Raw genomic sequence first — 20,647 nt, forward strand, 5'->3', positions numbered from 1 at the left:
CGCGAGCCAATGGCGTACGACGATGCGGGCCGGACAGCGCCGCCGGAGACGTCGTCCGGGGTGCCCGCTGCCGTACTGGAGAACGTCTTCGACGACCCGGCGCACGGCGAACCCGGCCGGGACCGGATCGCGGTGCACGTGATCTGGGAGTTCGTGCTGCTCGCCGGACTGGTGACGATGGCCTGGCTGCTGTGGCGGGAGGACGCGGACGCGCTGCGCGGCGGTGCGCTGAAGGCCCTGCTCGTCGATGTGGCCGCGCTGGGCCTGCTCACGCTCGCCGCAGGCCTGAGCCTGCGGGCCGGCGCGGTGAACCTGGCGATCGGCCCGGTGGCGCTGGCCGCCGCGCTGCACTTCGCCGAGCAGGGCGACCGGGGCACGCGGGAGGCGCTGCTGCCGGCGCTGGCGGTGGCGGCGGCGGCCGGGCTGGCGCTCGCCCTGGCCGTGGTGGTGCTGCACGTACCCGGCTGGGCGGCGAGCCTGGCCGGGGCGGCCGGCGTGATCGTCCACCTGGAACAGCGGACCGGTCCGGTGACGGTGCAGGGTGACTACGACCCGAGCCGCAGTGCGCTCTACTTCTTCGTCGGCTTCGCCGCGATCGCAGTCCTCGGTGGCCTGTTCGCCGCGATGAAACCGGTACGCCGGATGATCGGCCGGTTCCGCCCGGTCGCCGACCCCGCCCGGCGGCGCGGCGCGGTGGCCGCCACGGTGACCGCGCTGGCGCTCGCCGGGGCCACGGTGCTGGCGATGCTCGGCGGCGTGCTGATCGCGGCGAACGGGGACGGCGAGGTCGCGCCCGGCACCGGCCTGGACTGGACCGTGCTGGCGGTCGGCACGGTCATGCTCGCCGGCACCAGCGCGTACGGGCGGCGCGGCGGGATCTTCGGCACGCTGTTCGCGGTCTGCCTCGTGGTGGTGTTCCTGGCGTGGACCGTGCCGTACGGCTGGACGGTCAGCCGGTGGGCGCTCGGCGGCACCGTGCTCGGCGCCGGGCTGCTCGTCACCCGGCTGGTCGAGACGTTCGGCCGTCCCCGTCCGGCGCCGGCGGGCGAAACCGCCCCGATCCGCCCGACCCGGGACGGCGCGTTGAGCGGCGGCTGGACGATGACTCCGCCGCCCGAGCCGGCCGACGCCTGGCCGTCGGTCCTGCCGGTACGCCAGGACGACTCCCCGGTCCAGGCGTGGGAGGCCCCGCGCTGGGACAGCGAGCCCCGGCGCTGGGACGCCGACGAGTGCTGACCATGGTGGCGGCCGTGCGTCCGGCGCGCCGAAGCTGATCTCGCCGGTTAGGCTCGGCGGCATGAGCGAGACTCCTGCCCCCGGCGGCCGCACCTTCGACGAGCTCGACAAGCTCTCCACCGAGGAGTTGCGCGAGCAGGCGTTCGACCTGGCGCGCGAGCGCCGCGACGTGAAGTTCTTCTGGTCGGTCCTGCGGCACCTGCCCAACGCCGACGAGGCCGCCGCGCTGGACGGCGCGCCGAACTCGATCGGCCCGACCATCGACGAGGCGAACGCGCTCTGGCGTGAGCTGACCGGGCACGGCTACGACGAGTCCGCGCCGCTGCTGCGCGCCGCCTTCATCGACTACCTGATGAAGCACTGAGGTCGATGACGGCCCGCCGGGGGGCGGCGGCCGATCGGTTACGCAGGTTTGCCCGGCGGGACCGGCCGGGAACTGACCGCCGCATGGCCTTGAGCAACCGCCCCCGCACCGTCTCCCGGTACGGCACGGCCGCCGGCACCGGCACGCTCGCCGCGTTCCTGCTCGTCGCCGTCGGCGGCAGTCCGATGTACGTGGACTGGGCGCAGCGCGGCACCGACCCGACCGGTGCCGGCGGCTGGTTCCTGCGGCTGCTCGCCTGGCCGTCCTGGCGGTGGCAGGCCGACGAGGGCGTGTTCGCCACCAACCTACGGGCGATCCTGCTGCTCGTGCTGGCCGCGGCGCTGCTGTACCTGCTGCCCGGCCCGCAGGTCGACCGGGTGACGTCCTCCGGCAGCCAGTTCCTCTCCGGCTGGGGCGCGTACGCGCTCGCGGGCGGGCTCAGTGCCCTGCTCGCCACGCTCCTCGGCCCGCACGGCTCGCTGTTCGCCGCGTTCCAGGCGGCCAGCACCGGCGTCACGTACGGGTTCTTCGCCGGCTGGATCGTCGGCCTGGCCAGCCTCGGCGGCCGGGCCTGACCTCAGTCCACGGCACCCAGCGTCAGCAGCCGGGTCCGGGCGAGCAGTCCCACCGCCCGGCCCTCCTCGGTGACCACCGCGTGCTCCGCGCCGGAGGTGAGCAGCGCGCCGAGCGCGTCGTACGCCGAGTCGCCGAGCGCCACAGTGGGCAGGCCGCTGCCGCCGCCGGCCGGGAGCGGGTCGAGCACCGCGCGGGTCACCGGGGTCACGGCGAGACGCCGGATGCCCCGGTCGGCGCCGACGAACTCGCGGACGAAGTCCGAGGCGGGCGAGCCGAGCAGCGCGGCGGGTGCGTCGTACTGCTCCAGCCGGCCGCCCTCGGACAGCACCGCGATCCGGTCGCCCAGCCGGACCGCCTCGTCGAGGTCGTGGGTGACCAGCACGATCGTCTTGCGCACCTCGGCCTGCAACCGCAGGAACTCCTCCTGCAGGCGGGTCCGGACGATCGGGTCCACCGCGGAGAACGGCTCGTCCATCAGCAGCACCACCGGGTCGGCGGCGAGCGCGCGGGCCACACCCACCCGTTGCCGCTGCCCGCCGGACAGCTCGTGCGGGTAGCGCCGGCCGAACTGGGCCGGATCGAGACCGACGAGTTCCAGCAGTTCGCCGACCCGGTCCCGGGTCCGCTGCTTCGGCCAGCCCAGCAGCCCCGGCACTGTCGCGACGTTCGCGGCGACGGTCTGGTGCGGGAACAGGCCGACGTTCTGGATGACGTAGCCGATGCGGCGGCGCAACGCCACCGGATCGACCCGGGTCACGTCGTCGTCGCCGAGCAGGATGCGCCCGTCGGTCGGCTCGATCAGCCGGTTGATCATCCGCAGCACCGTCGACTTGCCGCAGCCGGACGGGCCGATCAGCACCACCAGCTCACCGGCGGCGACCTCCAGGCTCAGCTCGCGTACCGCCTCGGTGCCGTCCGGGTAGCGCTTGCGGATGCGCTCCAGCGTGATCGACGCCGCGCCGCCTCCGGCGGCGCTTCCCGGGGTACCGTCCACGTGTGTCCCTCCACCTGAGCTACCGGGCCGACCCGGGTAATCCGTGGTTCTCCTGGCAGTACGTGCGGGACAACTCTGACACGATCCTCGCCGCGCTGCGGGAGCACACCTCGCTCACCGCCCGCGCCGTGGTGATCGCCGCGCTGGTGGCGCTGCCGCTCGCGGTGCTCGCGTACTGGTTCCGGTCGCTGTCGGCGCCCATCCTGGCGGTGACCGGGGTGCTCTACACCGTCCCGTCGCTGGCGTTGTTCGCGTTCCTCGCGCCCTACCTGGGCATCGGCGCGATCACCGTGCTCACCGTGGTGGCGCTGTACGCGTTGCTGGTGATCGTGCGCAACGCGCTGGCCGGGCTGAACCAGGTGCCGCCGGAGGTGCGCGAGGCCGCCGAGGGCATGGGGTACGGCAGGTGGGGCCGGCTGTTCCGGATCGAACTGCCGCTGGCGCTACCCGGCATCCTCACCGGCGTACGGCTCGCGACCGTGTCGACTGTCGCGCTCGTCACCGTCGGGGTGGTGGTCGGCCGGGGCGGGCTCGGCCAGCTCATCTTCGCGGGCTTCCAGAACAACTTCTACAAGGCGCAGATCATGGCCGGCACGGTGCTGTGCGTTCTGCTGGCGCTGGTGCTCGACCTGGTGCTGGCGGGCGCCGGACGCCTGCTCACCCCCTGGCTGCGCGGGAGGTCCGCCCGGTGAACCCCGTCGAGCAGGCAGTGGTCTGGCTGAACGACCCGCTGAACTGGACCAACCCCGGCGGCGTGCTGGACCGCCTCGGCGAGCACCTCAGCATGTCGGCGCTGGCGGTGCTGCTGGGCTGCCTGGTGGCCTGGCCGATCGGGCTCTGGCTCGGGCACAGCGGCCGGGGCGGCGGGCTGGTCCTGCTGGTCTCCAACGTCACTCTGGCGATCCCGACGCTGGCGCTGCTGACCATCCTGCCGCTGACGTTCCTCGGCTTCGGCCGTCCGGCCGTGGTGGTGGCGCTCGCGGTCTTCGCGGTCCCGCCGCTGCTGGCGAACGCGTACACCGGGGTGCGGCAGGCCGACCCGGAGGCCCGGGACGCGGCCCGGGGGATGGGTCTGTCCGGCGGGCAGGTGCTGCGCCGGGTGGAACTGCCGCTCGCCGTGCCCTACCTGGCGGCCGGCTTCCGCACCGCGGCGGTGCAGGTGGTGGCCACCGCCGCGCTCGCCTCGTTCGTCAACGGCGGCGGGCTGGGCCAGATCATCCGGGCCGGATTCGGGCTCGACATCGCCGTCGGCGGCGGTCAGATCATCGCCGGCGGGGTCCTGGTGGCCGGGTTGGCGCTGCTCGTCGAGGGGGTCCTCGCCCTGGTGGAGCGGGCGGTGACGCCGCGCCCGCTGCGTCGCGTACGCAGGCGGGCGAACCGCCGCGCGACGGCTGCGACGACCGGCGGTTGAGCCGCCGGTGACGATCGGGTGACGAAAACCGCTCCGAGTTTGTCGGTCGGGTGCGGAGGATATTGGCTGGAGTCGCGGGTGGCCGTCCGGATCGCCCGTCGGACACGCGGCCGGCCCGAGAGGGCCGCGCCGGGACACGGAAGGCGGGCACTGAATGCGCGCGCGTACGACATTGGCCGCGGGGGCGCTCGGCGCACTCACCGCTGCTGTTCTCCTCACCGGCTGCGGCGACGCCGGCTCGTCCGGCACCGACGCGCCCGAGCAGGGCGCCTCGGGGGCGGGCTGTGCTCCGGTGGCTGGAGACCAGCTCGTCGTCCTGACCGACGACAAGAAGCTCCAGAACACCGACAACGTCATCCCGGCGATCAACGCGAAGGCGGCCACGCCGCAGCTCGTCGCCGCGCTGGACAAGGTCTCCGCGAAGCTCGACACCCCGAAGCTGATCCAGCTGAACCGGGCGGTCGACGTCGACCGCAAGACGCCCCAGGTCGCGGCGCAGGAGTTCGCCTCCGCCAACGGCGTGACCGACGGGATCGAGAAGGGCCCGGGCGGCCAGATCACTGTCGGCGCCGGCAACTTCAGCGAAAGCCAGACCCTCGCCGAGCTCTACAAGATCGCGCTCACCGCGGCCGGCTACGAGGTCGAGGTGCAGACCATCGGCAACCGTGAGCTCTACGAGCCGGCCCTGGAGAAGGGGCAGATCCAGGTCGTCCCGGAGTACGCCGCCACCATGGCGGAGTTCCTCAACACCAAGGCCAACGGCAAGGACGCCCAGCCCGTCTCCTCGCCGGAGCTGGACAAGACGGTCGCGGCGCTGAAGACCGAGGGTGACAAGGCCGGCCTGGTCTTCGGCCAGCCGTCCCAGGCGCAGGACCAGAACGCGTTCGCGGTGACCAAGGCGTTCGCCGACAAGTACGACGTGTCCACGCTCTCCGAGCTGGCGGCGAAGTGTTCCGGGCAGGCCACCGTGCTGGCCGGGCCGCCGGAGTGCCCGCAGCGGCCCAAGTGCCAGGCCGGCCTGGTCGAGGTCTACGACTTCAAGGCCGGCTCGTTCAGCTCGCTGGACGCGGGCGGCCCGCAGACCAAGAACGCTCTGAAGACCGGCTCGGCGAGCGTCGGCCTGGTCTTCTCCTCCGACGCGGCGCTGGCCACGAGCTGACGCACCACCGCCGGCCGGCGCCACGCGTGCCGGCCGGCGGCACGGCCGCCCGGTTCGACGGGCCGCTGATCGAGTGGCGCCGACCCGTTCCCCTCGGGTGGAACTCTCGGTACTCTGCTCAGCCATGCCCGCCTCGGTCGCGCCCGCCGACAAGAGCACGCCCACTCTGCTCACCGTCCTGTTCTGGGTCGGTGTGGGGCTGGCGCCCCTGGCCGCGCTCATTCTGCTGATCGCCGACGGCAACGGCTCGCTCCGGTTCGGCGCCGTCCTGGCGATCCTCGCCGTCGTGCTCATCGGTCTGTCCACCGCGCTGCGCCCGGAGAGCGGTTCCGGGGGCGTGGCGTCCGAGGAACTGCGCGAGGAGTTGGCGCAGCTCCGGCGGGAGCTGCGAGCCGAGATCGTGGCCGCCGCCCAGCGCGGCAACCAGGCGCTCGACCAGGCACGCCGGGCCGAGGAGATGGCCGGCGCGATCAGGCACCGGCTCGACGCGGCCGCGGCCGGACTGGCCTCCGCGCCCGTCTCGGCGTCGACCTCCGCGTCGGCGCCGGAGCGCCCCAGTGGTGCGGCGCGGGTGCCGGTGACCGGCACGTCCGACGCCGGCCGGGCGCACCCGGCCGGCCGGGACGACGACGAACCGCCCCGGCCGGCGTACTCCGGCGGACGCTACGGAACCGACCACGACACGGACCCGCCCCGTACCGGCCACCACGACACCGACCCGCCCTGGGCCGGCCGCCACGACATGGACCCGCCCCGGGCCGGTCGCCACGACGCCGACCCGCCCTGGACTGGCCGCCACGACGCCGAGCCGCCCGGAGTCGGCCGCTACGACTCCGAGCCGTCCCGGGCGGGCCACCACGACTCGGAACCGGCGCGGACCGGCCGGCTCGACGCCGAGCCGGCGCGGGCCACCGCACGTCCGGACCGGCCGGTGAGCGGGGTCTACGGCGCGGCGCGGGTGTCCGAGCCGGCCGACCGGCCGGAGAGCCGCCCGGTCGGCGTGGTGCACCACACCGAGACGGTGCACGTCACCACCCGGCACACGATCGTCGGCGGCGGTGAACCGACCGGCACCCGGTACGGCGGATTCCGCGGCGGCTGGCCGGACGAGGACCGGTCCCGCGGCGCGGAGGCGGCCGACCACTGGCGCGCGGGACACCGCGACCCGGGCCGGGACGACCGGTCCGGCCGCCGGGCCGGGTCCGACCAGGGCGGCCGGGGTGCCGACGACGACGGGCACTCGTGGACCGACCCCGGGCGTCCCGGTGCCGAGCATCCGTGGGCGGGTGTCGGCCGGGCCGCCGCCGGGGAGCACGGCTGGTCGGGGCGTAGCGCCGGGGACCAGGGCTGGTCGGATCGTAGCGCCGGGGACCAGGGCTGGTCGGGGCGTACCGCGGGGGGCGGCTGGTCGAGCGACCAGGGGCGGACGGATGCGGAGGAGCAGCGGCACTGGTCCGGCGGCGGCGACGACCGGGCCGGCCGCTCGGCGAGCGACTGGCCCTCAGCCGCATCGGGCGTACCGGACGGCCGGGCGGGCACCGACGGCGACCAGTGGTCCGAGATGCGTGCCGGCAACCGGTGGGCCGCGGTCCGCGACGACGGTGCGGGCCGGGAGATCCGGCTCGGGGAACGGCGGGCCGCCGTGCATGCCGACGGCGGCGGCACGGAGTACCGGGTCGAGGACCGGTGGGCCTCGGTACGCGGCGGCGGACCGGACGCGGGCGGGCCGGGCGGGCCGGACGCGAGCGGGCCGGACGCCCGCTGGTCCGGGGAGAGCCACCCGGCGCTGCCGGCCGGTGGGGTGCCGGTGCCGGACGAGTGGCGGCCGCCGACGCAGCGCAGCGGCCAGGCGGAATGGCGCCAGCCACCTCCGGAGTGGCGCCGGCCCGAATCGCAGTGGCGTCAGCCCGAGCCGGAGCAGTGGCGTCAGCCCGAGCCGGAGTGGCGTCCACCGGAGCCGGAGTGGCGCGACCCGGAGCCGGAGTGGCGCGACCCGGAGCACGGTGGACACGGCCGGCCGTACCGGGACACCGGCGACCGCTGGCACTGACCGTGCCCCGCTGAGCACGGCCGCCGCGACTACTTGTCGATGTCGCCCACGACGAAGAACATCGAGCCGAGAATGGCGATCAGGTCCGGCACCAGACAGCCGGGCAGCAGCGACGACAGCGCCTGCACGTTCGCGTACGAGGCGGTGCGCAGCTTGAGCCGCCACGGCGTCTTCTCGCCCCGGGACACCAGGTAGTAGCCGTTGATGCCGAGCGGGTTCTCGGTCCAGGCGTACGTGTGCCCCTCGGGCGCCTTCAACACCTTCGGCAGCCGCGTGTTCACCGGCCCGCTGATCCGGTCCACCCGGTCCAGGCACTGCTCGGCGAGGTCGAGCGAGACGTACACCTGGTCGAGCAGCACCTCGAAGCGGGCGTGGCAGTCACCGGCGGTCTTCGTCACCACCGGCACGTCGAGCTGGTCGTAGGCCAGGTACGGCTCGTCGCGGCGCAGGTCGAGGTCGAGCCCGGAGGCGCGGGCGACCGGCCCGGACGCGCCGAACGCGGCGGCGTCGGCGGCGGAGAGCACACCGACCCCGACGGTACGGGCCAGGAAGATCTCGTTGCGCCGGATCAGGTTGTCCAGGTCGGGCATCCGGCGGCGTACCTCGGCGATGGCGGCGCGGGCGCGCCCGGTCCAGCCCGCCGGCACCTCCTCCTTGAGGCCCCCGACCCGGTTGAACATGTAGTGGATCCGGCCGCCGGAGACCTCCTCCATCACGGCCTGGATGGTCTCCCGTTCCCGGAACGCGTAGAACATCGGCGTGATCGCGCCGATCTCCAGCGGGTACGAGCCGAGGAACATCAGGTGGTTGAGCACCCGGTTCAGCTCGGCCAGCGCCATCCGCAGCCAGGTGGCGCGCTCCGGCACCTCCATGCCCAGCAGCCGCTCGACCGCGAGCACCACGCCCAGCTCGTTGGAGAACGCCGACAGCCAGTCGTGCCGGTTCGCCAGTACGATGATCTGCCGGTAGTCGCGTACCTCGAAGAGCTTCTCCGCCCCCCGGTGCATGTAGCCGACGATCGGCTCGGCGGCGACCACCCGCTCCCCGTCGAGCACCAGCTTCAGCCGGAGCACGCCGTGCGTCGAGGGGTGTTGCGGCCCGATGTTGAGCACCATGTCGGTGCCGAGCTGCTCACCGCCGGCGCCGGTGCCGACTGTCAGCTCGCGGAGGTCGGCGGCGTCCGTGGTCATGCCCGTCATCGTGCCACGACCGCGTCGAGCGCGACGCCGACCGGCTGCCGCAGCCACAGGTGCCCGCCGAGCCCGGCCGCGTCGGTCAGCTCGGCTGCCGCCGACGCCGCTGCGAGCGCCCGCAGGTAGCCGGCCGGGTCACGGGAGGCCAGGCTCAGCGGCGGTCGCCCGCCGTCGGCCCCGAGCGCCCGCAGCGCCTCCCGCTGCGAGACCAGGGAGTACGCGCACCGCGCGACTCGTTCACCGGCGGAGGCGACCGAGTCCATGGCGACGTGCGCCGTCACGTCGCACGACCCGTCCGGGACCGGTGGCACCTGCCGCCCACCCCGATACCCGGTCAGCGTCCCGTCAGCCGGACGCGACTCCCGCAGATGCCCGTAGTCCACCGCCAGCGCCAGCCCGCGCGCAACCTTCCCCACAGCCTCCGCCCAGGCCAGATCCCGTCCCACCCCGATCTCCGCCCGCCCTCCGACCTCACCCCCGCCCTCACCGACGCCGTTGATCAAGGAGTTCGTGTCCGGATCCGGGCCCTCCGCCGCCGCAAACTCCTTGATCATCGGGGCGTTGGGCGGGGTGGGAGCCGGGGGCCACCAGTGGGTCAGCCAAGTCGTGTCGGTGGGGGACGGGGGCGGGCCCGGGGTTTCCTGGCCGGTTCTCGGGTTCACCAGGAGGAGGCGCCAGCCTGACTGGGCGTGGATTGCCACGTCCAGGGGGACGTTGTCCAGCCATTCGGTGGCCAGGAGCAGGCCTGTTATTCCGTCGGGGATGTCGGCCTGCCAGTCGATCTCCGGCGGCAGGTCCGGTGGGCGGGCCGACCGTTCCACGGCTACCGGGTGGAGCCGGGCGGCCAGCTCCGGTGCGGCCTGTGCCAGCAGCGTCCGGAGCAGTTCGCCCCGTCCCGCGCCCACGTCCACCACGTCCAGCCGGGCCGGGTGCCCCAGCGCCGCGTCCACCGCTTCGAGCTGCCGCATCAGGCAGGCGGCGAAGACGGGCGAGGCGTGCACGCTCGTCCGGAAGTGCGCGGCGGGCCCGGCACCGGAGACGAAGAAGCCGTCCGGCCCGTACAGCGCCCGCTCCATCGCGTCGTGCCAGCGCAGCGAGGAGGTCACCGTGCCGACCCTACGGGACGTACCCGAACGGGCGGTTTGCCCGCCACCGCAGCGGCCGCTTCGGTGGCCGGTGAAGGTTTTCACACCTTCTTGTTTCAGGTCTGTCACCCGGGCGCATACTTGCCATCGACCGGTACCCCCTTCGAGGACTGGATCGCTGCCATGAGCGCACCGCTGCGCCCCCGGGCCACCGCTGCCCCGCCCGTCTTCCCGCGTACCCTCACCGTCGGCGTCCTCGGCGCCGGCCGGGTCGGCGCCGTGCTGGGCGCGGCCCTCGCCGCCGCCGGTCACCGGGTGGTCGCCGCGTCCGGCGCCTCGGGCGCGACAGCGGCCCGGCTGGCGCTGCTGCTGCCGCAGACCCCGCACCGTTCCGCGCCCGCCGTGGCGCGCGCCGCCGCCGACCTGCTGATCGTCGCGGTCCCGGACGACGCGCTCGCGGGCGTGGTCGCGGACCTGGCCGCGAGCGGCGCGCTGCGCCCCGGCCAGGTGGTGGCGCACACGTCCGGCGCGCACGGGCTCGCCGCGCTGGCCCCGGCCGTCGAGGCGGGTGCCCGGCCGCTCGCGCTGCACCCGGCGATGACCTTCACCGGTACGCCGGACGACCTGTCCCGCCTGCCCGGCATCTCCTACGGGGTGACCGCCCCGACCGAGCTGCGCCCGTTCGCGGCCCGGCTGGTGGCCGACCTGGGTGGCGTACCGGAGTGGGTCGGTGAGCACGACCGGCCGCTCTACCACGCCGCGCTCGCGCACGGCGCGAACCATCTGGTGACGCTCGTCAACGAGGCGGCCGACCGGCTGCGCGACGCCGGGGTGGAACGGCCGGAGAAAGTGCTCGCCCCGCTGCTGCGGGCCGCGCTGGAGAACGCGCTGCGGCTGGGCGACGACGCGCTGACCGGCCCGGTGTCGCGGGGCGACGCGGGCACCGTACGCCGGCATCTGGACCGGCTGGCGCGGACCGCGCCGGAATCAGTACCCGCGTATCTGGCGTTGGCACGACGGACGGCGGACCGTGCCGTCGCGGTCGGCCGCCTCCGCCCGGCGGACGCGGCCGCGCTGCGCAACGCGCTCGACGGAATCGAGGTGGCGGCCTGATGGCCGAGGTGCTGCACACGCGCAAGGAGCTGGCGGCGGCCCGCGAGGCGACGGCCGGCCCGGTCGGCGTGGTGATGACCATGGGCGCGCTGCACGCCGGGCACGAGGCGCTGCTGCGGGCCGCCCGCGAGCGCGCCGGCCACGTCATCGTCACGATCTTCGTGAACCCGCTGCAGTTCGGCCCGAACGAGGACTTCGACCGCTACCCACGCACGCTCGACTCCGACCTGGAGATCTGCCGGCGGGCCGGGGTGGACGTGGTGTTCGCGCCGTCGGTGAGCGAGATGTACCCGGAGGGCCGCCCGGCGGTGCGGCTCGACCCGGGTCCGCTCGGCGAGGACCTGGAGGGCCTGAGCCGTCCCGGCTTCTTCCACGGCGTGCTCACCGTGGTCATGAAGCTGCTCCAGCTCACCCGCCCCGACCTGGCCTTCTTCGGCGAGAAGGACTTCCAGCAGCTCACCCTGGTCCGCCGGATGGTCCGCGACCTCGACGTGCCGACCGAGGTCGTCGGCGTGCCGACCGTACGGGAGCCGGACGGGCTGGCCATGTCCAGCCGTAACCGGTACCTGTCGGCGGAGCAGCGGCGGGCCGCGCTGAGCCTGTCGGCCGCGTTGCGGGCCGGCGCGGCGGCGGCCGAGCGGGGTGAGGACGCGGGTACCGTGCTGGCCGCCGCGCACCGGGCCTTCGACGTACCGGACGCCCGCCTGGACTACCTGGTGCTCACCGACACCGAGCTGGAACCCGGCCCGGTGGCCGGTCCGGCCCGGCTGCTGATCGCGGCCTGGGTCGGCGCCACCCGCCTGATCGACAACACGGCGATCCACCTCGCGCCGCGTCCCTGAACCCCACCACGAATGCGGAAAGGCACCCCGATGCTGCGGACCATGCTCAAGTCGAAGATCCATCGGGCCACCGTGACCCAGGCCGACCTGCACTACGTCGGCTCGGTGACGGTGGACGAGGACCTGCTCGACGCGGCGGACCTGCTTCCCGGCGAGCAGGTCGCGATCGTGGACATCACAAACGGCGCCCGGCTGGAGACGTACGTGATCCCGGGCCGGCGAGGCAGCGGCGTGATCGGTATCAACGGCGCCGCCGCACACCTGGTGCACCCGGGTGACCTGGTCATCCTGATCTCGTACGGGCAGATGGACGACGCCGAGGCCCGCGCGTACCACCCGAAGGTGGTGCACGTGGACGCCGACAACAAGGTCGTCGACCTCTCGGCCGACCCGGCGACCGCGGCCCCCGGCACCGCCGGAACCCCCGTCCCCAACCCCCTCGCCGCCGCGTCCCGCCGTTGATCTTGCAGTTTCGGCCCCCTTGTCGCCTCTCTTGTCAGGTCCGCGGGGGCGGCTAGGGCAAGATCGGCGGGGCGGACGGGCGGGAAAGCGGTCTGTCACCGGAAGGTCATTTTCGGCTACCCTGGGCGGACCGTCGGGGATCGACGGTCGTCGGCTGGGGGAGGCCGCGATGCGCCGTGCGATGAGCTTCCTGGTCGCCGCGATGGTCGCGAGCGCCGCCCTGACCGGCTGTGCCGACGCCGGCGGGCTGGACGGCGACCTCACCGACGACTGGGCCGCGATGGCGGCCCCCGGGCCGTTCACCCCGGCCGCCGGAGTCTGCCAGGTCGCCGACTTCACAGCGAGCGTCGGCCTGAACGCGTACGCGCCGGTCGACTGCGAGCTGCCGCACCGGGTGGAGACCGTGCACGTCGGTGTGTTCGCCGCCGACCGGTCCACGCCGCCGCCGCTCACCTCACCCGAGCTGCGTACCGCGTTCGCCGACTGCGACAAGCGGGCCACCGGGTACGTGGGTGACGACTGGCGTGCCGGGCGACTCCGGCTGGCGGTGGCGGTGCCGACGGGCGCGGGCTGGACGGCCGGCTCCCGCTGGTACCGGTGTGACCTGACCGAGCTGACCACTGTCGAGGCGGCGGCCACCGTGGTCACCCGGACGGGCAGCCTGCGCGACGCGCTCAAGTCGCCGTCCCCGCTCCGGCTCGGCTGCCAGCGCACCGGGCGGGACGCGGGCCGCGTGCAGCGGCTCACCCCGGTCGACTGCACAGTGGCGCACGACGCCGAGTTCGTCGGGGTGTGGGCCGCGCCGGACCGCCCGTATCCGAAGAAGCCGGAGGACTGGGTGCCGCTCTACGACGGTTGCTTCGGCGTGATCGCCCGGTACGCGGGAGTGCCCGCCGACGCTTCCGTGCGCTACCGCAGCGACGTGGTGGTCCGCCCGCCCGCGGCGGGCCGCTGGGCGGTCGGCGACCGGGGCGTGCGCTGCTACCTGTGGCTCAGCGACCGGACGGTGACCACCTCGCTCAAGGGCGGCGGACCGGCCGCCCTCCCGCGCCGGACGAGGTAGCCGGGCGCACTCGTCACGCCCCCCGCGCCCGAGCCGAGTTCGCTTCGGGTTGACTGTGCTCATGGACCTACCGACCGTCGACCTGCCGGCGCTGCCCCGGCTGCTCGCCGCACCGGCCCCCGGCTGGGTGGAGACGACAGACGTGATCGTGGTCGGCTCCGGCGTGGCCGGGCTGACCGCCGCGCTGCACCTGCGCGAGGCGGGCCTGCACGTCACGGTGGTCACCAAGGTCGACATGGACGAGGGCTCCACCCGCTGGGCGCAGGGCGGGATCGCCGCCGTACTTGATCCGGCGGACACCCCGGACGCGCACGCGTACGACACGCAGGTCGCCGGCGTCGGCCTGTGCGACCCGGCGGCGGTCCGCGCGCTCGTGGCCGAGGGCCCGACCCGGCTGCGCGAGCTGATGCGGATCGGGGCGGAGTTCGACCGCAACCCGGACGGGTCGCTGATGCTGACCCGGGAGGGCGGCCACCGGGCCGACCGGATCGTGCACGCCGGCGGCGACGCTACCGGCGCGGAGGTGCAGCGGGCGCTGCACGACGCGGTCCGCCGCGACCCGTGGATCCGGCTGGTCGAGCACGCCCTCGTGCTGGACCTGCTGCGCGCTCCCGGCGACGGGCCGGGCGGGCTCGGCCCGGCCTGCGGCATCACGCTGCACGTGCTCGGCGAGGGCAGCGAGGACGGCGTCGGCGCGATCCTCGGCCGGGCGGTGGTGCTTGCCACCGGCGGGATGGGGCAGATCTTCGCCGCCACCACCAACCCGGCGGTCTCCACCGGGGACGGGGTGGCGCTGGCGTTGCGCGCCGGCGCGGCGGTCACCGACGTGGAGTTCGTCCAGTTCCACCCGACCGCGCTGATCGTGCCGCCCGGCGGGCCGGGCGCGGGGCTGGCCCAGCAGCCGCTGGTCTCCGAGGCGCTGCGCGGCGAGGGCGCGCACCTGGTCGACGGCGACGGCAAGCGGTTCATGGTCGGTCAGCACGAGCTGGCCGAGCTGGCTCCCCGGGACGTGGTCGCGAAGGGCATCCACCGGGTACTGCTCGCGTCCGGCGCCGAGCACGTGTTCCTGGACGCCCGGCACCTGGGCGGCGACTTCCTGGCCCGGCGGTTTCCCACCATCGTGGCGTCCTGCCTGGCCATCGGCGTGGACCCGGCGACCGACCTGATCCCGGTCGCGCCGGCCGCGCACTACGCCTCCGGCGGCGTCCGGACCGACCTGCGCGGCCGTACCTCCATCCCCGGCCTGTACGCGTGCGGCGAGGTCGCCTGCACCGGCGTGCACGGCGCCAACCGGCTCGCCAGCAACTCGCTGCTGGAGGGGCTGGTCTTCTCCCGCCGGATCGCCGAGGACATCGCCGCCGGGCTGCCCGAGCAGGCCCGCCCGGCGGAGACCGGTGCCTGGGTGGGTGGTCCGGGCGCACTGGTGCCGGCGACGGGCACGGCGGAGCTGCAACGGGCGATGACCCGGGGCGCGGGCGTGCTCCGGTCGGCGCGGACGCTGGAGGCCACCGCCGCCACGCTCACCGGGCTGGGTGCGGGCCGGGGCGTGCCGCGTACCGCCGACTGGGAGGCGACGAACCTGCTGACAGTGGCGTCGACGCTGGTCGCGGCCGCGTACGCGCGCCAGGAGACGCGGGGCTGCCACTGGCGGGAGGACTTCCCTACGGCCGACGAGAGGTGGCTGGGCCACCTGGTGGCCGAGGTGGGCACGGACGGGCTTGTGGCCGAGCGCTGGGAATCCCGTGAGCGCGAGGAGTGAGCCGGTCTTGCGAGCCCCGCAGTCGCGAACAAAGGAGGCACAGCTGATGAGGGAGCCGACGGAGCGGGCGCTGCGGGACGGCGGCCTGGACCCGGAGCGGGTCCGGCAGGTCGTCGTCGACACGCTGCACGAGGATCTGGGGCCCGGCTTCCTCGACGTCACGAGCGTGGCCACCATCCCGGACGAGCAGCACGACACGGGCGACCTGGTGGCGCGCGCCGACGGCGTGGTGGCCGGGCTGCCCGTCGCCGCCGCCGTGTTCGAGCTGGTCGGCGAGGTGACCGGCGCGGGGCGTACGGTCGAGGTCTCATTTGTCGCGCACGACGGGCAGCGGGTGGCGCGCGGCGACGTGCTGGCCACCGTGACCGGGCCGACCCGGCTGCTGCTGACCGCCGAGCGGACGGCGCTGAACCTGCTGTCCCGCATGTCCGGGGTGGCGACGCACACCCGGGCCTGGGCCGACGCGCTGGCCGGCACGAAGGCGACGGTGCTGGACACCCGCAAGACCACGCCCGGCCTGCGGGCGCTGGAGAAGTACGCGGTCCGGGCCGGTGGCGGCACCAACAAGCGGATGGGCCTGTACGACGTCGCCATGATCAAGGACAACCACAAGGTCGCCGCGGGCGGGATCGCTGCCGCGTTCCGCCGGGTCCGGGAGGCGTTCCCCGACGTCGCGGTGCAGGTCGAGGTGGACACGCCGGCCGAGGCGGTGGAGGCGGTCGAGGCGGGCGCCCGGTTCCTGCTGCTGGACAACATGACCCCGGCGCAGCTGCGCGAGGTGGTGGCGTCGGTGGGTGACCGGGCGGAGCTGGAGGCCACCGGCGGGCTGACGCTGCCCATGGCCGCCGAGTACGGCGCGACGGGCGTCGACTTCCTCTCGGTCGGCGCGCTCACCCACTCCTCGCCGATCCTGGACATCGCCCTCGACCTGCGCGACGTCTAGGCTGCCGCTGTGCTGCTCTGCATCGACATCGGAAACACGAACACCGTGCTGGCGACCTTCGACGGCGACAAGCTGGTGCATTCGTGGCGGATCAAGACCGATGCCCGTTCCACTGCGGACGAGCTGGGCCTGATGTTCCGCGGACTGCTCGCCGGGGACGCCGTGGAGATCACCGGCGTGGCCGCCTGCTCGACGGTGCCGGCCGCGCTGCGCTCGTTGCGCACCATGCTCGACAGGTACTACGCCGACCTGCCCAGCGTGATCGTCGAGCCGGGCGTCCGGACCGGCGTGCAGCTCGCCATCGACAACCCGAAGGAGGTGGGCGCGGACCGGGTGGTCAACACGCTCGCCGCGTACACGCTCTACGGCGGGCCGTCGATCGTCGTGGACTTCGGCACCACCACCAACTTCGACCTGGTCAGCAGCCGGGGGGAGTTCCTCGGCGGGGCGTTCGCGCCCGGCATCGAGATCTCCTTCGACGCGCTGGCCGCCCGCGCCGCCCAGCTGCGCAAGGTGGAGGCGACCCGCCCGCGCTCGGTGATCGGCAAGAACACGGTCGAGTGCCTCCAGGCCGGGCTCTACTTCGGCTTCGCCGGCCAGGTGGACCGGATCGTCGAGCGGATGTCCGAGGAGCTGGGCGGCGTGAAGGCGGTCATCGCGACCGGCGGCCTGGCCTCGCTGGTGCTCGGCGAGTGCCACACCATCACCCACCACGAGCCGATGATCACGTTGATCGGCCTGCGGATGGTCTACGACCGCAACGTCTGAGGTGTAAGGAAGGGCCCCCTTTTAACGCCTCCGGTAGAGGAAGGGCCCCTTCTTAACAGCTCGGTCAGCTCCGCGTCGACCCGCTGCTGCTCGCCCGAGTCGGCGGTCAGCCAGTACGAACAGGGTGTGCAGCACGCCCACCACCTCGTCCTTCGTGAGCGTGGTGGCGTGCGCGAACTCGGTGAAGGCGGCGCCGAAGTCCGCGTACCGCTGGGTCACGTCACCCGCGTTGTCGCCGAGGTGGGCGATCCGGCTCAGCTCGGCCACCCAGCCGACCCGCTCGTCCCTGATGTTCCAGACCGGCGCGAACGTGCCGCCCGGGTGCAGCACGCGGCCCACCTCGGCGTGCGCCCGCTCCCGGTCGAACCAGTGGTAGGCCTGCCCGACCAGCACCGCATCCGCCGACGCGTCCGGCAGCGGCACCGCCTCGGCGCTGCCGGCGAGCGCCGTCGTGCCAGGCGTGGCGGGGCCCGTGGTGAGCGTCAACCTGGCCGCCCGGCAGATCACCGCGACCGACACCACCGCGTAGAACGCCACCGGGATGGGCCAGTTGCGCCCGCATCCCCGGATCCGGTTCCACGGGTACGACGTACGCCACCGGCCCGGTCGGCGCCAGCAGTCCCCGGGTCAGGATGCCGGTGCCGTTGCCGAGGTCCACCACCCGCGCGGCGTGCAGCCCGTCCAGCGCCCAGCGCAGCGCCGCCTCCGGCTAGCGGGGACGGAAACGGTCGTACTCGGCCGCGGCCACGCCGAACGAGAGCGCCGCAGTGGGGTCGGTCATGGCGGGCAGTTATCCCGTAACGCCCGCCACGGCGCTTGAGTACGCTCATGTGCTGACCCCGCGATGTCCCCAAGGCCTGAGGAAGCGTGCCGTGACCGAGCAGAACGCCCTGCCAACAGATCCCGCCGACGACCTTCCCGAGCAGATGAAGGTCCGCCGGGAGAAGCGGGACCGGATGCTCGCCGAGGGAGTCGAGCCGTACCCGGTGGGTTTCCCGCGGACCACCACGCTCGCGCGGTTGCGGGAGCGCTACGGCGACCTGCCGACCGACACCGCCACCGGCGACCGGGTGTCGGTCACCGGGCGGGTGATCTTCATCCGCAACACCGGCAAGCTCTGCTTCGCGACGCTCCGGGACGGTGACGGCACCGAGGTCCAGGCGATGCTCTCGCTGGACCGGGTCGGCGCCGAGCGGCTGGCGGACTGGAAGCGCCTGGTCGACCTCGGCGACCACGTCGGCGTGACCGGCGAGGTGATCACCAGCCGGCGCGGCGAGCTGTCCGTTCTCGCCGAGGAGTGGGCGGTGACCGCCAAGGCGCTGCGTCCGCTGCCGGTGGCGCACAAGCCGCTCAGCGAGGAGGCCCGGGTCCGCCAGCGCTACGTGGACCTGGTGGTCCGTCCGCAGGCCCGGCAGATGGTCCGCACCCGGGCCACCGCCGTTCGCAGCCTCCGCGACACCCTGCACGGTCAGGACTTCCTCGAGGTCGAGACGCCGATGCTGCAACTGCTGCACGGCGGCGCGGCGGCCCGCCCATTCGTGACCCACAGCAATGCGCTCGACACGGATCTGTATCTGCGAATCGCGCCGGAACTGTTTCTCAAGCGCGCCGTGGTCGGTGGCGTGGACCGCGTCTTCGAGATCAACCGCAACTTCCGTAATGAGGGCATCGACTCTTCGCACTCGCCCGAGTTCGCGATGCTGGAGGCGTACCAGGCGTACGGCGACTACCAGACGATGGCCGAGCTGACCCGAAATCTCGTACAGCGGGCCGCAGTGGCGGTCTCCGGCTCGACGGTGGTGACCCACGCCGACGGGCGTGAGTTCGATCTCGGCGGCGAGTGGCGGTCGGTGACACTGTTCGGTGTTCTTTCCGAAGCGCTCGGTGAGGAGGTCACCGTCCGCACCGAAAGGGCGCGCCTGGTCGAGTACGCGGACAAGGTCGGTCTCTCCGTCGACCCGAAGTGGGGACCGGGCAAGCTGGCCGAGGAGTTGTTCGAGGAGCTGGTCGTGCCGTCCCTTCAGGCGCCCACGTTCGTCATGGACTACCCGGAGGAAACCAGCCCGTTGACCCGGGCTCACCGCAGCGAGCCGGGCCTGGCCGAGAAGTGGGACCTCTACGTGCTGGGATTCGAGCTGGGTACCGCGTACTCGGAGCTGGTCGACCCGGTCGTGCAGCGGGAGCGGCTGGTGGCCCAGGCGCAGCTCGCGGCGCGCGGCGACGACGAGGCGATGCGACTGGACGAGGACTTTCTCCGGGCCATGGAGTACGGAATGCCGCCGTCCGGCGGCATGGGAATGGGAATCGACCGGCTGCTGATGGCACTGACGGGCCTCGGAATTCGGGAAACGATCCTGTTCCCGTTGGTCCGGCCCGAGTAGGCGCTCCCCGCAAACCTTCTCCGGCTCGTTACCCCGTCCTATTGACGCGGCAAGCGCCGGTCGGGTTATCGTGCTCGGTGTATTGCAGGAGTGCAACCCTGCTCGAAAGGAATGTGGGACGTGGCCAAGCAGATCATTCACAAGCTGGTCGATGACCTGGACGGCGGGGACGCTGACGAGACCGTCAAGTTCGCGCTCGACGGCGTGCAGTACGAGATCGACCTCTCCGCATCCAACGCCGGCAAATTGCGCGACGTATTCGCGCCGTACGTCGCGAACGGAACGAAGGTCGGTCGCGGGGGTGTGGTCGTCGGTGGCCGGGCCGCTCGGGGCCGAGGCGGCGCGACCGCCGACCGTGAGCAGAACCGGGCCATCCGCGAGTGGGCCAAGAAGGCCGGCAAGGACATCTCCGACCGGGGCCGGATCCCGCAGGAGATCGTGGACGAGTACCACGCGAAGGCGGGGCACTGACCCCACCCTCGTCACTGGCGACGCGACGCCGGCCCGGAGTGCCACTCCGGGCCGGCGTCGCCGCTTCCGTTCCGGGTCACGAATGCGCCCCGCCGTCCCGTTGGTGCCGGATGTCCGGTCCGGCCCATCCGGCGAAGGAGGCGCGCCGGCCGGGAAGAAATCCCCGCCCGGGGCGGTTGTCCACAGGTGGTGGAGATTTCATCCACAGGCTGTGGACGGCCCGGCGGACGCATCGGCGCCGCCTCCGGGCCACTCGACCGACCGTTCGGGCGCCGGTCGAATTTCGCTCTGCGCGTACAGGCAGGGGCCCCGGAACACCTCCTGAGCGTGGACGGTTGGCAGAAACGACGTCGGAACGGTCATTCGCGGAGGCACACGACCTCAGCGGAGACGGTCCGCGGCGATAGAGTAAGGAGGCACGGACGCCCGTCCCGGACGTCCGCGCACCGGCCCCGCCGAGATCTGACCATCAAGGCGCACGGCACGTGAGGAGCACGAGGGCATGTTCGAGCGGTTCACCGACCGAGCGCGACGGGTTGTCGTCCTGGCCCAGGAAGAGGCCCGGATGCTCAACCACAACTACATCGGTACGGAACACATCTTGCTGGGCCTGATCCATGAGGGTGAGGGTGTTGCGGCTAAGGCCCTGGAGAGTCTTGGTATCTCTTTGGAGGGCGTGCGTCAGCAGGTTGAGGAGATCATCGGTCAGGGTCAGCAGGCGCCGAGCGGGCATATCCCGTTCACGCCGCGGGCCAAGAAGGTGCTGGAGTTGTCGCT

At 73.5% G+C, this 20,647-nt stretch carries 21 protein-coding genes; 17 read left to right on the forward strand and 4 right to left on the reverse strand.

Going from position 1 to position 20,647, the window contains the following annotated elements; all coding sequences use genetic code 11:
- The first annotated feature begins 9 nt into the window (after positions 1-9).
- From C569_RS0115130 to C569_RS0115140, 3 genes are all read left to right on the forward strand, one after another.
- On the forward strand, positions 10-1,236 hold the full coding sequence (locus C569_RS0115130) for an ABC transporter permease (protein WP_018786619.1): 1,227 nt from the start codon (positions 10-12) through the stop codon (positions 1,234-1,236).
- Between the two features lie 61 nt (positions 1,237-1,297).
- Entirely contained in the window at positions 1,298-1,600 is a 303-nt protein-coding gene (locus tag C569_RS0115135) for a hypothetical protein (RefSeq protein WP_018786620.1), read from the forward strand.
- A gap of 83 nt (positions 1,601-1,683) precedes the next feature.
- The gene (locus tag C569_RS0115140) at positions 1,684-2,175 is read left to right on the forward strand and encodes a hypothetical protein (protein ID WP_018786621.1); all 492 of its coding nucleotides are present in this window, start codon (positions 1,684-1,686) and stop codon (positions 2,173-2,175) included.
- 2 nt (positions 2,176-2,177) lie between these two features.
- Here C569_RS0115140 and C569_RS0115145 read toward each other — a convergent pair whose 3' ends face one another.
- Positions 2,178-3,170: an ABC transporter ATP-binding protein gene (locus C569_RS0115145; protein WP_018786622.1), complete on the reverse strand. Its 993-nt coding sequence runs from the start codon at positions 3,168-3,170 to the stop codon at positions 2,178-2,180.
- A 2-nt stretch (positions 3,171-3,172) separates the two neighbouring features.
- Here C569_RS0115145 and C569_RS0115150 point away from each other — a divergent pair, with 2 nt between their 5' ends.
- From C569_RS0115150 to C569_RS0115165, 4 genes are all read left to right on the forward strand, one after another.
- A complete protein-coding gene (locus tag C569_RS0115150; protein WP_018786623.1) occupies positions 3,173-3,862 on the forward strand; it encodes an ABC transporter permease in 690 nt (229 codons plus the stop codon).
- Complete coding sequence (locus C569_RS0115155) at positions 3,859-4,581, forward strand: ABC transporter permease (RefSeq protein WP_018786624.1); 723 nt, start codon at positions 3,859-3,861, stop codon at positions 4,579-4,581. Before C569_RS0115150 ends, C569_RS0115155 begins: the two co-directional genes overlap by 4 nt.
- A gap of 154 nt (positions 4,582-4,735) precedes the next feature.
- Entirely contained in the window at positions 4,736-5,740 is a 1,005-nt protein-coding gene (locus tag C569_RS0115160) for a glycine betaine ABC transporter substrate-binding protein (protein WP_026268183.1), read from the forward strand.
- Between the two features lie 124 nt (positions 5,741-5,864).
- Positions 5,865-7,790: a hypothetical protein gene (locus tag C569_RS0115165; RefSeq protein WP_026268184.1), complete on the forward strand. Its 1,926-nt coding sequence runs from the start codon at positions 5,865-5,867 to the stop codon at positions 7,788-7,790.
- A gap of 29 nt (positions 7,791-7,819) precedes the next feature.
- Here the strand turns inward: C569_RS0115165 and C569_RS0115170 are convergent, their stop codons facing one another.
- Positions 7,820-8,989, reverse strand: coding sequence for an NADH-quinone oxidoreductase subunit D (locus C569_RS0115170; protein ID WP_196806732.1), 1,170 nt, complete (start codon positions 8,987-8,989; stop codon positions 7,820-7,822).
- Positions 8,986-10,059, reverse strand: coding sequence for an SAM-dependent methyltransferase (locus tag C569_RS0115175; RefSeq protein ID WP_051090492.1), 1,074 nt, complete (start codon positions 10,057-10,059; stop codon positions 8,986-8,988). The genes C569_RS0115170 and C569_RS0115175 overlap by 4 nt, the downstream gene beginning before the upstream one ends.
- 192 nt (positions 10,060-10,251) lie before the next feature.
- On the opposite strand from C569_RS0115175, the gene C569_RS0115180 reads away from it, so the two are divergent.
- The 7 genes from C569_RS0115180 (at position 10,252) to C569_RS0115210 (ending at position 17,018) form a co-directional block, all read left to right on the forward strand.
- Positions 10,252-11,181: a Rossmann-like and DUF2520 domain-containing protein gene (locus C569_RS0115180; RefSeq protein WP_018786628.1), complete on the forward strand. Its 930-nt coding sequence runs from the start codon at positions 10,252-10,254 to the stop codon at positions 11,179-11,181.
- Complete coding sequence (panC, locus tag C569_RS0115185; RefSeq protein WP_018786629.1) at positions 11,181-12,023, forward strand: pantoate--beta-alanine ligase; 843 nt, start codon at positions 11,181-11,183, stop codon at positions 12,021-12,023. Before C569_RS0115180 ends, panC begins: the two co-directional genes overlap by 1 nt.
- 30 nt (positions 12,024-12,053) lie before the next feature.
- Positions 12,054-12,485, forward strand: coding sequence for an aspartate 1-decarboxylase (gene panD, locus C569_RS0115190; protein WP_018786630.1), 432 nt, complete (start codon positions 12,054-12,056; stop codon positions 12,483-12,485).
- A gap of 169 nt (positions 12,486-12,654) precedes the next feature.
- Positions 12,655-13,548 (forward strand): septum formation family protein, encoded by an 894-nt coding sequence (locus tag C569_RS0115195; protein WP_026268185.1) that lies wholly within the window; start codon positions 12,655-12,657, stop codon positions 13,546-13,548.
- A gap of 61 nt (positions 13,549-13,609) precedes the next feature.
- Positions 13,610-15,307, forward strand: coding sequence for an L-aspartate oxidase (locus C569_RS0115200; RefSeq protein WP_018786632.1), 1,698 nt, complete (start codon positions 13,610-13,612; stop codon positions 15,305-15,307).
- A gap of 46 nt (positions 15,308-15,353) precedes the next feature.
- A complete protein-coding gene (gene nadC / locus C569_RS0115205) occupies positions 15,354-16,250 on the forward strand; it encodes a carboxylating nicotinate-nucleotide diphosphorylase (RefSeq protein WP_018786633.1) in 897 nt (298 codons plus the stop codon).
- A gap of 9 nt (positions 16,251-16,259) precedes the next feature.
- Positions 16,260-17,018 (forward strand): type III pantothenate kinase, encoded by a 759-nt coding sequence (locus C569_RS0115210; RefSeq protein WP_013288955.1) that lies wholly within the window; start codon positions 16,260-16,262, stop codon positions 17,016-17,018.
- Positions 17,019-17,039: 21 nt separating this feature from the next.
- On the opposite strand, the gene C569_RS34295 is transcribed toward C569_RS0115210, so the two are convergent.
- A complete protein-coding gene (locus tag C569_RS34295; RefSeq protein WP_231394798.1) occupies positions 17,040-17,555 on the reverse strand; it encodes a methyltransferase domain-containing protein in 516 nt (171 codons plus the stop codon).
- A 335-nt stretch (positions 17,556-17,890) separates the two neighbouring features.
- On the opposite strand from C569_RS34295, the gene lysS reads away from it, so the two are divergent.
- The 3 genes from lysS to C569_RS0115230 form a co-directional block, all read left to right on the forward strand.
- Positions 17,891-19,399, forward strand: coding sequence for a lysine--tRNA ligase (lysS, locus tag C569_RS0115220; RefSeq protein WP_018786634.1), 1,509 nt, complete (start codon positions 17,891-17,893; stop codon positions 19,397-19,399).
- A gap of 120 nt (positions 19,400-19,519) precedes the next feature.
- Entirely contained in the window at positions 19,520-19,870 is a 351-nt protein-coding gene (locus C569_RS0115225; protein ID WP_167361528.1) for an Lsr2 family protein, read from the forward strand.
- A gap of 502 nt (positions 19,871-20,372) precedes the next feature.
- Positions 20,373-20,647 (forward strand): Clp protease N-terminal domain-containing protein (locus C569_RS0115230; protein ID WP_018786636.1); only part of this gene is annotated, 275 nt, incomplete at its 3' end.

Origin of the sequence: Micromonospora sp. CNB394, assembly GCF_000374985.1 — a bacterium.
GTDB lineage: Bacteria > Actinomycetota > Actinomycetes > Mycobacteriales > Micromonosporaceae > Micromonospora > Micromonospora marina.

What these genes read in the sequence shown, in the direction of transcription:
- C569_RS0115130 (WP_018786619.1), top strand. Translation starts at nt 10, where the DNA reads ATGGCGTACGACGATGCGGGCCGGACAGCGCCGCCGGAGACGTCGTCC.
- C569_RS0115135 (WP_018786620.1), top strand. Translation starts at nt 1,298, where the DNA reads ATGAGCGAGACTCCTGCCCCCGGCGGCCGCACCTTCGACGAGCTCGAC.
- C569_RS0115140 (WP_018786621.1), top strand. Translation starts at nt 1,684, where the DNA reads ATGGCCTTGAGCAACCGCCCCCGCACCGTCTCCCGGTACGGCACGGCC.
- C569_RS0115160 (WP_026268183.1), top strand. Translation starts at nt 4,736, where the DNA reads ATGCGCGCGCGTACGACATTGGCCGCGGGGGCGCTCGGCGCACTCACC.
- C569_RS0115165 (WP_026268184.1), top strand. Translation starts at nt 5,865, where the DNA reads ATGCCCGCCTCGGTCGCGCCCGCCGACAAGAGCACGCCCACTCTGCTC.
- C569_RS0115170 (WP_196806732.1), bottom strand. Translation starts at nt 8,989, where the DNA reads ATGACGGGCATGACCACGGACGCCGCCGACCTCCGCGAGCTGACAGTC.
- C569_RS0115175 (WP_051090492.1), bottom strand. Translation starts at nt 10,059, where the DNA reads ATGGAGCGGGCGCTGTACGGGCCGGACGGCTTCTTCGTCTCCGGTGCC.
- C569_RS0115180 (WP_018786628.1), top strand. Translation starts at nt 10,252, where the DNA reads ATGAGCGCACCGCTGCGCCCCCGGGCCACCGCTGCCCCGCCCGTCTTC.
- panC (WP_018786629.1), top strand. Translation starts at nt 11,181, where the DNA reads ATGGCCGAGGTGCTGCACACGCGCAAGGAGCTGGCGGCGGCCCGCGAG.
- panD (WP_018786630.1), top strand. Translation starts at nt 12,054, where the DNA reads ATGCTGCGGACCATGCTCAAGTCGAAGATCCATCGGGCCACCGTGACC.
- C569_RS0115195 (WP_026268185.1), top strand. Translation starts at nt 12,655, where the DNA reads ATGCGCCGTGCGATGAGCTTCCTGGTCGCCGCGATGGTCGCGAGCGCC.
- C569_RS0115200 (WP_018786632.1), top strand. Translation starts at nt 13,610, where the DNA reads ATGGACCTACCGACCGTCGACCTGCCGGCGCTGCCCCGGCTGCTCGCC.
- nadC (WP_018786633.1), top strand. Translation starts at nt 15,354, where the DNA reads ATGAGGGAGCCGACGGAGCGGGCGCTGCGGGACGGCGGCCTGGACCCG.